8 protein-coding genes are annotated in these 15,015 nt (G+C 55.3%); all 8 read right to left on the bottom strand.

What is annotated here, in order from left to right:
- Nucleotides 1-38: 38 nt before the first annotated feature.
- Nucleotides 39-1,283 carry a Zn-dependent hydrolase gene (locus DUD43_RS09560; RefSeq protein WP_086069504.1) on the bottom strand — a complete coding sequence of 415 codons (1,245 nt, stop codon included), beginning with the start codon at nt 1,281-1,283 and terminating at the stop codon, nt 39-41.
- Nucleotides 1,280-2,527: a diaminopropionate ammonia-lyase gene (locus DUD43_RS09555; protein ID WP_153230099.1), complete on the bottom strand. Its 1,248-nt coding sequence runs from the start codon at nt 2,525-2,527 to the stop codon at nt 1,280-1,282. Before DUD43_RS09555 ends, DUD43_RS09560 begins: the two co-directional genes overlap by 4 nt.
- Nucleotides 2,528-2,548: 21 nt before the next feature.
- On the bottom strand, nt 2,549-3,394 hold the full coding sequence (locus DUD43_RS09550) for a MurR/RpiR family transcriptional regulator (RefSeq protein ID WP_153230098.1): 846 nt from the start codon (nt 3,392-3,394) through the stop codon (nt 2,549-2,551).
- 326 nt (nt 3,395-3,720) lie between these two features.
- Nucleotides 3,721-5,412 carry a hypothetical protein gene (locus tag DUD43_RS09545; protein WP_153230097.1) on the bottom strand — a complete coding sequence of 564 codons (1,692 nt, stop codon included), beginning with the start codon at nt 5,410-5,412 and terminating at the stop codon, nt 3,721-3,723.
- The gene (locus DUD43_RS09540; protein ID WP_153230096.1) at nt 5,409-6,341 is read right to left on the bottom strand and encodes a peptidase; all 933 of its coding nucleotides are present in this window, start codon (nt 6,339-6,341) and stop codon (nt 5,409-5,411) included. The genes DUD43_RS09545 and DUD43_RS09540 overlap by 4 nt, the downstream gene beginning before the upstream one ends.
- Before the next feature lie 31 nt (nt 6,342-6,372).
- Complete coding sequence (locus DUD43_RS09535; RefSeq protein ID WP_153230095.1) at nt 6,373-11,568, bottom strand: YheC/YheD family protein; 5,196 nt, start codon at nt 11,566-11,568, stop codon at nt 6,373-6,375.
- 1 nt (nt 11,569) lies between these two features.
- Complete coding sequence (locus DUD43_RS09530) at nt 11,570-12,829, bottom strand: HlyD family type I secretion periplasmic adaptor subunit (RefSeq protein WP_153230094.1); 1,260 nt, start codon at nt 12,827-12,829, stop codon at nt 11,570-11,572.
- A complete protein-coding gene (locus DUD43_RS09525) occupies nt 12,819-15,008 on the bottom strand; it encodes a type I secretion system permease/ATPase (protein ID WP_153230093.1) in 2,190 nt (729 codons plus the stop codon). The genes DUD43_RS09530 and DUD43_RS09525 overlap by 11 nt, the downstream gene beginning before the upstream one ends.
- Between the last annotated feature and the right edge of the window lie 7 nt (nt 15,009-15,015).

The raw sequence follows: 15,015 nt of genomic DNA, 5'->3' as shown, positions 1-15,015 counted from the left end.
CTCTTGTGGCGGCGGTCCCGTCATCAGGGGTTTACTGCTTATTCACGGGCCAACTCCACCAAGGTCGATAGCAGAATCGAACATCCCGCTATCAAGTCTTTGTCGTGGGTAAACTCTGCCGGGTTGTGGCTCAGGCCACGCACACTCGGTACAAAAATCATACCTGTGGGGCAGGAACGTGCCAGCATCTGCGCATCGTGTCCGGCACCGCTGGGCATGCGCTTGACCGAGCAGCCCAGATCCTTGGCGTGTTGCTCGACCTTGCTGATCAAGCGTTCATCAAACTGCACAGGATCAAAGCGGGCCAGATGGCGATGCTTGATCTGCACACCCTCGCGCTCGGCCGCTTGCCGGGCGAAATCCAGCACTTCCTGCTCGGCCTGGTCCAGGCTGGCCTTGTCCACATTGCGCAAATCCACGGTAAACACGGCTTTGCTGGGGATCACATTGACCAGATTCGGAAACAGCTCGCAGCGCCCTACCGTGCCCAATTGCGGCGGGCCATAGCGTTCAGTCAGCTGGCGCACAAAGCTGCCAATCTGCTGAGCCACCACACCGGCATCATGGCGCAGGTGCATGGGAGTGGTGCCTGCGTGGTTGGATACACCCTGCACTTCAAATTCCAACCAGCAAATCCCTTGCACGCCCGTCACTGCACCGATATCAATGCTTTCATGCTCCAGAACCGGGCCCTGTTCAATATGCAGTTCCATATAGGCATGTACATCGGGTTGGCCGCAAGGCACGGAACCGGCGTAGCCAATACGCTCCAGGTTCTCGCGCACGGTGCTGCCATCAATGCCCACGGTGTCCAGTGCCTCTTGCAAGGACAAGCCACCTTGAAACACCAGACTGCCCATCATGTCCGGTGCAAAGCGCGCGCCCTCTTCATTGGTAAAGGCCACCACTTGCAAGGGACGATCCAGCTGCACATCGGCATCATTCAAGCTGGCCACCACTTCCAGTCCAGCCAGCACACCCAGATTGCCGTCGTAGCGTCCGCCGGTACGCACGGTATCAATGTGCGAACCCGTCATGACCGGCGCCACATCCAGACGGCCAGCACGTGTCCCGATAATGTTGCCGATCTGATCGATCTCCACACTCATACCAAGATCACGCATCCAACTGACCACCTGATCGCGGCCCGCCTTGTCCTCGTCCGTCAGGGCCAGGCGGCACACACCGCCCCCGTCGATCGCACCAATCTGCGCCAACTGCGCAATACGCTGCAGCAGGCGTTCGCCATTAATGGCTAAACAAGTGCTGGCTGGGCTGTTCATACCGGCTCCTGAGCCAGCACTTCTTTGGCGCTCATACCGACAATGCGCTGATACAGCTCTGCATCGGTATCGCCTTCGCTGGCAAAAAACATAATTTGGCTGTTTTCATCAATGCCCAAGGCCTGACGCCAATCCGCTTGCTCGCACGCAGCCATGCAAGCGGCCACACCGGCCACAGCAGACTCACCCGCCACAATCGGCGCATCACCTTTATCAGCACGGGCCAGACGGCGCATGGTTTGCAAGGCGGCATCATCTTCCAGCGTCATATAGGCATAGGTACCGGGGTCCAGAATTTCCCAGGCCAGCAAGGAGATTTCGCCGCAAGCCAGACCGGCCATCACCGTATTCAAATCGCCGGTGACCGTGACGGGCTTACCTTGCACAGCACTTTGGAACAGGCAATCAGCCTTGTTCGGCTCAACCACAATCAGACGAGGACGCTGGGCACCCAGGCGCTCCCACATATGAGCGCACACGGCTGCCGCCAAACCACCCACACCACCTTGAATAAAGACGTGGCTGACAGGTTTGCCCGAACCGATCTGGTCCAGGGCTTCCTGCACCATGACGGTGTAACCCTGCATCACATCCTTGGGCACATCCATATAGCCGGGGTAAGACGTATCGGACACCACAAAATAACCATGCTCTTTGGCATCTTCAGCGGCCTGGCGCACCGAGTCATCGTAATTGCCGGGCACGCGCACCACCTTGGCCCCATAGAACGCAATCGCCTGTTCACGACCGGAACTGACGTGCTCATGGATATAGATCACGCACTGGCAACCGGCATTCTTCGCCCCCCAGGCCACCGAACGGCCATGATTGCCATCGGTCGCGCAGGTCACGGTCAAGCCAGCAATAAAGTCCTTGTAGGCAGGTTTTTTCAGATCATCCAGCGTCAAGTTGGAATTGCCGGTATGGGCTTGCAGCTGGCGCAGTAGCAAACGGTTGACGGCATAAGCACCGCCCAAGGCCTTGAAGCTGCCCAAACCAAAACGACCGGCCTCATCCTTGTAGTACACCCCGCCCACCTTCATCTGCGCGGCCAGACCGGGCAAATGACGCAAAGGGGTAGGCGCGTAACCGGGCCACTGCACAATGCTGGCCTGAGCCTGCTCGTAGGCGGCTACCGACAAAATCGATTGCAAGGAGGCGTCGTATTCCTGGCTGTCCTGAACGCAACGAGGGTTCAGATACAGTTGCACCGCGCCTTGCTCCCGAACGGCATGTTTGTTCATGTCTGCTCCACTTTTATGGGTTTAATTATTGGACTTCAAGTCCTGAAAACTGCGATGGATGGATTCAATCTTCTGTAACTTGCGCGCAACCTGCGTCTCGGCCTGCAGGGCTACCCGGCTGACCAGGTAATTGATCAGGCTGAGCGTGCCGGTATGCGAGTCAAACAAGTACTCCCCGCGTGTCGCCACCGTGAACGCGATGTCTTGCGAACGCAGCAAGGAGCTTTCCAGACCATCCGTCAAAAAAGCCATCTGTACCGACTCGCCCCGCAGATGCTCCACCAAGGAAGGCAAGAGCACCGAGCGGCGACGAAAGTCCATCACCAGAGCCAGATCCCCTGCTTCTACATCAGCCAGTTGCTCGGTCAGATGAGCCACCGTGCCCACCGCCAGATGCACATCCGGGCGCAACTGCTGCAATAAAGAGTGGGCATAGCACGCCAGGATCTGGCCATTGCGGAAACCAAACACCCAGATGCGTCGTGCTTTCAGAGCCGCTTGGGTGAAGTTATCCAGATGCTGTTCAGTGATGCTCTGGAAGGTGGTGGAAATGTTCTGCACATCTGCATTGATAAACGGCGTCATATCAGCCTGAATACCACTGCTGGACATGGAGTGCAGACGCTTGAAGGGAGCGCCGTCACCCATTTGCTCACGGGCCGTGACCCGGAACTCGTTAAAACCGTTAAAACCCAAACGCCGGAAAAAGCGCACCGCGGTAGCCGCCGATACACCTGCTTTCTCGGCCAGTTCCTGGGCGGAATAAGTAGCCAACTGCCCCATATGAGACAGGACCACATCGGCCAAACGCCGCTCCGCACTGGGCAGGACATCGAGAATATCCAGGATCGAATCTTTGATGACCATGACACAACCTAAAATTGAAATTTGTTTTTCATATAATACTTAATAAAATTTTAATTTCAATTATGGATGTGATGATTTGGCTCCGTATTTACCCTTGGGGATGAAAAAAAAGGAAAAAACAGACGGGCCAGCCTTGATCAAAAACGGCTTTAAATAAGGCCTTCAGAGGAAAACAAGGGATAAACCCTTGCTTGAATAAATTTCTGCATCCTGACGATGAAAGCACAAAGCCCACGATGAAATTTAAATTTCATCGTGGGCTCTGGTAAGAGAAATTTCAGTACAGGAGCTGCCTGCAAAAGCCACAAAACACCTGTTCAGTGGGCCTATTCGGCTGGCAGTAAAGACAAACAGCGCGTAATCAGAATATCGGCCATGGACAGATTCCTGGCCACACTTCGGGACCAGAGCGCATAAATCTGGCAAGCCAGCATGGCATCCTCAATATCAACCGCCAACAGCTCACGCCGATACGCGGAGGCCTCTTGCAAGGCTTGTCGCATCACGGCGGGCGATGTTGCTGACGGCCACCCCGCCCCCGCAGGCATCCATTGCCAGCGGCTCCAACTCATCAACCAATGCTGGCCCGCGGGACTGCGGGCTACTCGTCTGCCCAACAGGCTGGGCAAGACCAGTTGCCTTGGCAAGGCTTCCAAGCGCTCTGAAATCACAAGCTGCTTGTCCCGGAAACTATCCAGGCGCTCTCTTGCCGCTTCGTCCTCGGCCATCAGGAGACATGCTTGCCAATCCAGTTCCTTGAACCAGCGCTCATGCAAAGGGGCATTCGCACGTTCGTAGCGCGCCTGCAAGTCCTCGGAAATCGAACAGGCCAGCAAACGTGTCCGTAAGGATGTCCCGCATTTGCGTTTTTCCGATTCACTTAACCACTGCGCCTGCGCTTCCCACGGCCAGATCAAGGCCTGTAAATCCTTGTCCTGATGCACGGCCAGCAAAGGTGGCACCGGCCAATGCGGCAACGCCTGTTCCAGCAAGGTGCGCTCATGCTCGCCCACCGTCTGCCGGCTGGCATCGTAAAGCTTGAGCAGGCTGGTACTGCTGTGATCCCCTGCCGGTTCCTGAAGCAAGGACACATACGCGGCATGCCCCTTTTCCACCAGAAAACAGGAGGCCTGCCTGATCTGACCTTTCAGACCCAGAAGCGTCGTCAACTCCGTCAAACCGGTATAGGGCACAGACATATCCTGAATGTACTTCTGCAAACTCAAGGGTTCTTGAATAGCTTTAGCGCTTTGCACACGATCAGGCAGGAACAGTAGAAACACCTGCTCCTGATTCTTCCAAAGCAGTTGCACACGCAGCAAGGAGGTAAATAGCTGAATCAGCATCTGCCTGCAGGCAATCACGCAGATCACAATCCATACCACCGCCGGGGCCTGCACGTAGGGATAGGTAAAGACAATCCAGGCCAGTACAAAGATGAAACCCAAATGCCAACCGTATTTGGACAGGCTCTCTGCCTGCACCAGCACTCGAAACGAGGGGTAATACCACGCGAGCACAGCCAATAGCAGCCACACCAGCAAATACACAGCCATTCCCAAGGCCAGCGAGGGGTACACCCACAGCAGCAAAAGCAATACCGCCAACAACAAAATACTGGACGACAACAAGCGAGCCAGAATCATGAAGTACTTGCGTGTCTTGCCCTGATAACCGCTGGGCAAGCCGATCTTGGCATACTCATCCAACAGCTTCTGTGCACCATGTTTTCCAACCAGCCCAATGGCCCACTCACAGATAACGTGCACCACAAAGGCCACCAGGACGATCAGACCAATCGCCATCACCGGCTGGTCAGCAATCAACCAATGCCAGCGCACCGAGCTGCGGCCATCAATGGCGGTCAATAACTGCCAGGGCAAAACCAGGCTGATCAGCAGGGAAGCTAAAGAGCACAGGACCAGAAGGACGATCAGAAGCAGGCTGCCTGCGGTGTGGCGGGCTAAAGACTGGTAAACAGCCAGGAAATGCTTGACGCTGCGCATCAGCAGACTCAATGCAAAATCTTAGCCAAGGCCTGACACATAGGCGCATCAAAATCTTTGGAGCCTTGCTCACGGACTGGCCAACGATAACTAGGCAAGTCCATACTTTGCGCCGTATTGCGACTTAAATCCCCCAGTTCCTCCAGCACCCGTTTGACCATCTCGCCATGCTTGAAGCGTTGATTCGTAAAGACGGGAGTGCCATCGATATAACGTAGACGGCTCAAAGAGGCAGGAATTTCAATAGCTTGTGCGTCTTGCTGCTCCCACCAGAAGCGTACAGCCGAATAGGACTCCCCGATTACGTCCTGACAAGAAACAGGGCCGGAAGAAGCTTGCTGATAGCGTTGCAAACGCTCTGGCCCGGCAAAAGCGGTTTCCATCAAACGAGCCATCCCCTCCAGATACCAGGGGCGTTTGAACATGGCATAGCCGTATTGATACAGATGGAATAGCTCGTGGGCCGGTGTCAGGTTACGGCTGGGATCCAGCTGATTATTCACGTAGATACGCAAGCCACAGGGCTCCGAATCCGCCTTGCGGGAAGGACGGCTTTGGACTGGCTCATGGAACGCCAGACCGTTGCCTTTACGCATGGCCAGTACATAGACATTGATGGTGTGTGCCTGGGCGTAGCGTGGCTGGCGTAACGGCGGTGTCAAATGCAAAACATCTGAATAGAAGTCTCGTGCTGCTTGCAACTGCAGCAAGAGATCATCAATCCGGTCTGGCACGCCATTACCATTCAAGTCCTGCGTATCGGCCAAAGCATGTTTACCCTGCGTGGCGTACCACAGCTTGAATTCACCCTGCACCACGGTATGGGACAACTGCTCCATACTCTTGAAAACCTGGCGAGCGCATTGAGTCTCCTGTGCATGGGCCAGACTCCCAAACAAGAGCGCCGCAAACAGACAAACGGCTTTCAGTATCCCTGACATAAGCCCTCCTTGAGTCCGTGTCCCCATCACTTCAAACGGCTTCCGCCAGGCTTTCATTCAGAATTTCAAAGCAGGCAAGACCATCAACGGCTTCTTCCTGAAACACCTCGCAAGACTGGACACGCGCTGCTTTGGGGCCAATCTGGCACTTGTCGACCAACTGAGCCACGGAACGAGCAGGTCCAGACAAGACAGCCTCTACCGTGCCATCCGCCCGATTGCAGACAGTCCCTTGCACCCCATGCAAGTGCGCCAGACTCCACAGCCATTTACGGAAGCCAACCCCTTGCACCTTGCCGCTGAGCACTATCCGTTGAGTACTGATCGGCACCCGCTTTTGCACCGGGAACAATTGTTCGATCAACAGGCCTGCCACATCTCGTGCCTGCCCATGCTGAATGAAATGCTGACCAAACTCCGGATTGCTATTGATCTCGATAATCGCCCACTGCTGCTTGCGCGGTGGCTTGCGCATGTCCTCGGCCAGCAAGTCCACCCCTACATGAACAGCGTCATACAAGGCCATACGAGCACGCACCGCAACCTCGGCCCACTCCGGGTGAACCTGGGCAGTCAGATCATGTCCCTCACCGCCAGAACCAATATTGGCAACTTCATGGAGCTGGACACGCTGATCTTTCGATGGAATCGATGTGCGGCGCAAACCACTCTTCTCCAGGTACGTAATAACCGTCGGTGTCAGGGCAATCAGCTTGGAGCGCAGATACGGGTTCTGCTGACGTTGCTGGTTTTTAAGCGCCACCAGCTCCTCAATACTGTGCTTCCCGTCGCCAATCACAAAGGCTGGCACACGCTCGGTGACCGCGCACAAGCGCTGGCCAATCACAATCAGGCGATAGTCCTTGCCCTTGATCTGTTCTTCGCAGATCACCGTTTTGCCGCGCATATCTTTAATCACCGCCCAGGCCGCCTCAAAATGGGCCCGGCTCTGTATATCCGTACTGATACCCGCCCCACCGGAACCGGCCAGGGGCTTCAAGACAATCGGCGTTTCCAGGCTGCTGGCAAACTCCCAGGCCTGATCCATGGCATCAATGGCAAAGCTACGCCCACGGGGCGTATTCAAACCCGCCTGACTTAACAGCTTTTTGGTCCATTGCTTATTGGTGGTGGCCTGCGTCGTCGCGGCGCGAGTCAAACCGCACATGCCATTTACAAAAGCGATCTGCTGGGCCGAATCCCGAATCAGGGTCAGCGAGCTATCCACCATATCCACGTCCAGATTGCGGCGATATGCCGCCTGACGCAGCAAGCGGGTTTGAATGGCGGCGCTATTCAGAACAAAAGAATCCCCTTGGCAGGAGGGGCTATAGGGTGCCGCAGGTGCCAGTACAGGCTTGCCACGGAAACGCGACGCATGATGCCGATTTTCCAGGGCATAGCGTATCAATTGCTCCGGCAAGTCCTGAAAGCTCTGGCCATAAGCCGAAAATGCTGGAGTCGCTACCGCCGGATCGGCATTGATTTCAATGACATAGGCATTGTCTTTAGCCAGTGCCTGAAAGTCTCTGGCAATAATATCCAGACCCAATTGCGTGGCGTGCGGAATGGCATGCCAGACTTGCTCGGCCATCTGGCAAATAGAGGGGTGCAGGAACTCCAGCACACCAACACTTTCTCCGCCCAGGGCCACATTGGATACCATAGCCAGGCGCACATACTCGTGAACAGGTGGCACATAGTGCAAATCCTTGCCCAGCACTTGCGTCAGATAATCAAAACTCTTGATCGGATACACCTTCAGCAAAGGATTGCGCTTGCGATCCTCGTTCTTCTTGTCCACCAGTTGCGCAATCGTGCTGCGGCCATCTCCCACCACATAAGCCGGCACACGACATACCGCTGCGGTGACCTTGCCGTTCAACACAAAGACACGGACCTCATCCCCTTCGATGAAATCCTCCACAATGATATTGCTGACGCCACCACCGGCTTTCGCCCAGGCTTGCTGAAACAGGCGTTCGTCCTGAATATGGGCCGTTACTCCTTTGCCGCCCGTTCCCGTGCGGGGCTTGACTACCTGCGGCAAGCTGCGCGACCGGAAGTAGCGTCGCGCCGCCTCAAAAGACTGAAACACCCGTCCTTGAGGAACCGCAATACCGGCTTTTTGCAAAAAAAATTTGCTCAGCTCTTTATTGTTGGCAATGCGCCGTGTCGCCAAGGATAGATCCGGGGAGTTGGGCGAGAACACCGAGACCAGGCGAGCCGATTCGTATATCTCCAGGCAAATATTTTTGCGTACCTTGGCGCTGCAATCACGAGCTTTGGCCTGATCCCGAATCATGTGATAGACGGGATTGGCAATGCCTTTGCGCAAATAGCGGGATGAAGAATAATCATTTTCGCCGCCCGACATTACCCGTCGTAGCAAAGCCTGATTCTCCGGGCTGGCCGCCTGAATCAGGATGGGCTTTTTTGGGGCGACTGCCTGGGCCTGACTCAAGGCATGAGCATAAAAATCAGCTTTCAAGGCCACAGCGCTATCCAGGCACCCCTTCAGACCAGGGTAAGAGTTCACCTCGAACAGAAACAACTTGCCGTCCTGAATACCAAAGTCACAGCCCAGGGCATCAATCTCAAAGCCATAGTGTTTCTGCAGCACCTGAGCAATATCCAAAGCAGCTTTGGCCAGTTTCTTCTCCAGGCTTTTCGCTGTCTTTGAACCATAAATATCCGTCAGAAAATCCACGGCTTCATAGGACGAACCCCCCGTCGCCAAATTGGAGGTCAAAGCGCCTACACCCACACGAGCATATTTTCGGGCAACGGCCCACTGTCCGGATGCTACTCGGAATACAGGCACACGAACATCAAAAGGCTTTTGCTCCTTGGAGCGACTGGAGATATAGCGTTGAATCATCCAGGCCTGCGCCGACTTGCCACGGCAAAAACCTTCCAGCTCCTCCGAAGACAAGACCTGGCTGTCCGTATCACTTCCCAACTGATACACGCCCGCGTCCAGCTTGCTCAAGCGGTACACCTGCTTGCCCCGATTGGAGCGATACGGTTTCAGGACCACGCTGCCATAAGCATCAAGCATGCGGCGCAGATCCTCCACGCTCAAATTAGCGGCCTCGATCATCAGCCCGGCTGTTTGGCGATCTTTTTGCAAAATGTCCAAAGTCACAGCCTTGCCACCCAAACGACGGCACAGCAAGCGAGTACGGTCTTTCAAGGACTCCAGAATCTGGCGCTGTGCTCCCGTGTTAGCCGGGGCGTTGTCGATCACGAGTGGCAAGGCCGCATAGCCCTGCTCCCATCGCTGGCCATCAAACAAATAGCCTTTCACATGCCCGCCCTGCTCTTCAAAACCCTGATAAGACAGGTAGAAAACTGCCAGCCCTTTGGCCCAGGCTGCCTGGGCCAACGCCTTGACCTCCATAAAACGACGGGGGCTTTTGGGATAGCTCAGCAAGCCGATGACAGCTTGATCTGAAACTGGCTTCAGCAAGGGTTTCGACAATGCCGGAGAGCTTGTTTGCGTCGCGGAAGCGGGTTCCGAAGAAGAAGGCTCCTGACCACTCGGAGTGTCCGGTGCTGAGATCTGCAAATACTTCAAATACGCCACATAACCCGACAAATAGTGCTCAATATCGTCAATCCGCACACGGAAGCTGTGGTGACGGATAAAGAAGCCATTCACGATACGGGCCGGATTCTTGAAGTACATGGCCAGCTCAGGCCAAAAGAAACCATCCAGCAAGCTGCGGGCGCGTATTTCCAGTGCCTGATAAAAGGTCTCCAGCGGGAAGCCGTCCAGCATGGCCTGGATCTGCGGATTGGCGTCAGACTGCATGCGCACAATCATGCGCTGGGCCGCCATCATCAATTCCAGCAAGGTAGGAAATGTGGTGATACGATTTTGTACAAAATCCAGATAACCGTGCACATTGTCCAGGCCAAACTGGTAGTAGCGTGGCTCCGGTTTGTACAAGGTCAATTCATTGACGCAATAGCTCAACCAATGGTCGTGCGCGTTCCAGTGCTCGGCCTTGATGAAGAAATCAAAAGCTTTTTCAACCGTGGACAACCAGCGGGCATCGCGGGTCAAGCCATACAGGCGCATCAGGCCAAAGGCGGCTTCACCGTCGTAATAAATAATCCGGTGCTCGTCCTTCAAGGACAGATCGGGATAGTTCAACACATGCACGAAGGACCCGGCTTCAGGGTCTTGCATGAACACAATGCCCAGCGCCAATTGTTCCAGCAAAGGCAGGTACTGTTGATCCCCCGTCAGCTCCGTGTATTTCACCAGGGCCAGCAGGCAGACGGCATTTCCGCCCAGCTTGATCTCATCGCCCGTATCCACCAGAAAAGCCGCGGTAGAGCCATCGGGCAGGCTCATCACCTTGATCAGGCTTTGGGTCAGATACTGCAAGGCGCGTTCAATCGCCTGCTTCTGATTATCCAAACCCGTGACCTCCCAACCTTCCAGCAAGGCATAGGTGGAGCTGGCATGGCGCAAGGCGTTGTAGGTGGGAATGGCACGGTCAAAACATGGGAACCAGCCGTAGTGATACTGACCCGTTTGTTTGACTTGCTCGGCCAGATACTGGGTGCTGGCATCAATGGTATGACGCACGCGCCCCGGCCCCCAGTCCAGCACCTTGCGGTAGCCACTGTGACGGCCCTGATCTTCTATCTCATGCAAGTCCTGGCCATCGCTGAACACGGCCATCGTCTTGAAGCGCCAGACTGTTTCCTCGGGGTTTTGCGGCCAATCCAGCGCCTGACCAAAACGCAGGCGGGAGTAATGCGCCAGATTCACGGCATTGGGGGTAGCTTCGCCCAGCTTGCCGTCATACAGAATCGCATTGGCGGCCAGTTCCTGCTCCAAAAACGCGACTGAAAAATCCGCCTTGAAGGACAGACCAAAACGAAAATAATTGCGCTTGGACAGGCTCATCCGTTCTTGTTGATCGGCCCAGCTATACGCCTCCACCCGATTCACCAGATCCACACGCAGCCATAATGCAGGCTTGTCCTGCTCGGTCATCCAGGCATTCAAGGCCTGACTGCCCTGCTCCCACGCTTGCTCAAAACCTGGCCCTTGGGCAATCTGCACATGGGCACGCTCCTGGCCATTGCAAACACTGAAAAACAATACGCAAGCAGGCACGCCTTCGGGCAAGTCGCTCACTGGCTCGGAAGCCAGTTTCTGCGCCAGCAGCGGCTTACATTGATTCAATAAAGTAGTCAGGCTCATCTCAACGCTCCCGCAACGCTTCCTGCGCACGATTAATAGGCTTGATCAGGTATTCAAATACCGTTTTTTCGCCTGTCTTGATGTCTACCGTAGCAATCATCCCCGGCACAATGGGGTAACGAATGCCGCTTTTCTCGTTCACCAGGGCATCGTCAGTGGTACGGATAAAGGCGCGGTAATAAAAAACTTCGGGTTTGATTTCGTCCTGAATCGTGTCGGGCGAAACGGTCACCACTTCGCCATTCAAGGCACCATAAATGGAGTAGTCATAAGCCGTGACTTTGACCTTGGCTTCCAGACCAGGACGGATAAAGGCAATGTCGCGTGGCGAGATACGGGCCTCCACCAGCAACTGATCTTCCATGGGCACAATCACCATCAAGCGACCATTGGGCGGAATCACACCGCCTTGCGTGGTCACTTCGATGTCTTTGACTACACCGCGCACGGGTGATCGCAAAGTCAGGCGGGACAGAGAGTCCGAGCGTCCACGGATGACTTCCTCCAACGAGTCTGCCTCGGCCTTGGCGCGGGCCAGTTCTTCGCGTGCTTTCACCATGTACTCGGCCTGCCGCTCGGTAATCTTCAAGCGAATCTCCGACACCTGGCGTTGCAGCTTGAGCACGTCCACATGGCTGGCTGCCCCGGCTTTGGCAAGCGACTGGGTCAAGCTCAGCTCTTCGCTGACAATGCCCAAGGACTGCCTCAAACCTGATATGGATTCGTTCAAGCCAGCCTGCCGCGTGTTGTACAAGCGCGTTTCGGCCTGGATCAACAAGGGGAACTCGTTCAAGGACTCCGGGAAGCTCAACTTGGTGCCGTTCACTTCGGCTTCCAGTCGTGCCACGCTGGCCACTGCCGCCCTGTGTTTGGCCGCACTTTCACCAACGTTCGCTTCTGTTTTAGTCAGATCCAGCTGCGCCAGAATCTGCTGCGGCTCCACAATATCGCCCTCGCGCACATAGAGATGGGAAATAATCCCACCCTCCAGGGACTGGATAACCTGCTCACGCGAATTGGGAATGATCTTGCCGGTTCCAGAGGAAACCTCCGTCAACTCCGCAAAGTATGCCCAGGCAATCAACACCACCAGGAACAAACCAAAGAACCAGATAATGCGGTTGGAGCGCACAATCTGCGCTTCACTCACATCATCCTGATATTGGTGCTGGTCCCGATTGGGATCAAAAAGCAAAACCGCGTCCAGACTTTGATCCGACTTATCCGCGTTCTTGGAATTGTTTGAGTTCTTAGTTGTCATTGGCGGGCTCCTGCTTCTTCTTTGTGCCTTGAGCCAGCTTGTCCAGCACGACTTGTTTCTTGTCATCCATCACGATCTTGCCGTTGCTGACCACCAGAATCCGGTCCACCAATTCCAGCATGCGCAGCTTGTGCGTGGCCATAACCAGGGTCTTGTCTTGTGCCCAGTGCTGAAGATGGCGAATGAAGTGCCGCTCGCTGGCGTCATCCATGGCCGAAGTGGGCTCGTCCAGCAACACCACATCCGGATTGGCCAGAATCAGGCGGGACAAAAGCAAAGCCTGCCGCTGCCCGCCCGACAAACCTTTCCCACCCTCGGTCAACACATGATCCAGGCCGGTGGGCAGACGTGGAATGAACTCGATCGCGCCTGTCATGGTCAAGGCTTTCAGAATGTCCTGATCGCTGGCCAGCGGTGCACCCAGGGTAATGTTGTCGCGTATGGTTCCGTAGAACAAAGACGCACTCTGACTGAGCAGGCCCGTATCGCGCCGCAAATCTGCCGTATCGATATGCGCCAGACTGACGCCCTCTATCGTGGCAATGCCTTCAGACGGAATCAGCAAGCCCGACAGCACTTGCAGCAAGGTCGATTTCCCCGCGCCGTTGCGCCCCAAAATGCCAATTTTTTCACCCGCACGAATCTGCAGATCTTTAATGGACAAGGCCGGAGTGGGATTGTCGGCGCGGTAGCTGACCTGGCAATCCTTGAACACATAGTTGCCGCGAACATTGGCAACATGAATGCGCCCTTCTTCCGCGGTGTCATCGTCGGTAGGCAAGCTCATCAGCTTGTCGATCGCACCAATGGCAACTTTGGTTTGCTGCCAACGGGACAGAACGCCAGTCAGCTTGGCCATCGGCCCCAACATGCGCGTCCCCAAAATAGAAGCGGCAATCACCGAGCCTGTACTCAGCTCACCATCAATTACCTTGAAAGCACCGAACATCACAATGACAGCAAAGACCGAACCCTGTACCGCACTGGTCCAACTGCCCAGCCAGCTATTTAAGGAACGCAGCTTCAAGGCCACGTCCGCGCTGGCCGCGTTGAAGTTATTCCACTGATTCTGGAAACGCAGCTCGGACTGCGTGGTCTTGATGTCCTCATAGCCTTGCACGGCTTCCACCAGAATTGCATTGCGCAAACTGGCCTCGCGCGCAGACTGGCTGGCGTATTGGCGCAAGCGTGGTTGCGCCAGCAAATTAGGCACAATCATCAGCACCACGGCCACCAAAGGCACCCAAACCAGACTGCCCGCCAAGTACCAGAACACCAGGCAAAACAGCAAAAAGAACGGGATATCGACCAGGGAGGTTACCGTTGCCGAAGTCAGCATTTCACGGATGCTGTCCAGTTCGCGCACCTGGGCAATCAAGCTGCCGGTTGACTGTGGCCGATCGCTATTACGGATACGCAGCACACGACCATATACCCGGTCGGAAATACGCAAGTCTGCCCGCTTACCCAGCATATTGATGACCTTGCTGCGGGCAATTCTGAAGGTAAAAGAAAACACCAGGGCCACCATCACCCCGCTGAACAGCACATACAAGGTGGGATAGGACTCGGCCGGAATCACCCGGTCATAGACCTGTCGGGTAAACAGAATCCCGGACAGCCCCAACACATTGATCAAGAAGGACGCCACAAACAAATGGGAGTACGGACGCCAGTCACTAAAGACAATTTGCTTGAGCCAGTGCTTTTCAAAAGGTTTGACGTAATCATCCACGCGGGCATCAGCCACAGCGTGAATGGGCCGCATCACAAACGCCGCCCGGACATTGCTCAGCAGATCAGCAACCGCCACTTCACTAAGCAAACCTTCATCACCGCTATAACGGATACCCAGCAAACCACCTTCATTGATCTGTTCCACCACCCCGACCTGGCCGTTTTTCAGTTGCACCAGCAAGGGCAGACGCCAGATATTCAGATCGCTTTCACTTAAGGTGACGGGCTTGACGTACAGGCCCGCTTCTTTCGCAAGGCGGCGCAGCACATAGGCAATGTCCCGCGTCTTCAACCAGTTGGCTGTCAGCTCCAGATTCTGGGGCGAGACATCCAGGCGGTAATGCCTGGCAATGGACAGAACAGCGTCAATCCAGGGTTTGTACAAATCCTGGGGCCTGGCCTCGGAGGCTGAGGCAGCAGATACGGCTTCCTGCAATGGCATGCATTCA

It is taken from the genome of Alcaligenes faecalis (genome assembly GCF_009497775.1).
In the GTDB taxonomy this organism is placed as follows: Bacteria; Pseudomonadota; Gammaproteobacteria; order Burkholderiales; family Burkholderiaceae_B; genus Alcaligenes; species Alcaligenes faecalis_D.
This window is presented reverse-complemented; position numbering and strand designations above follow the sequence as displayed.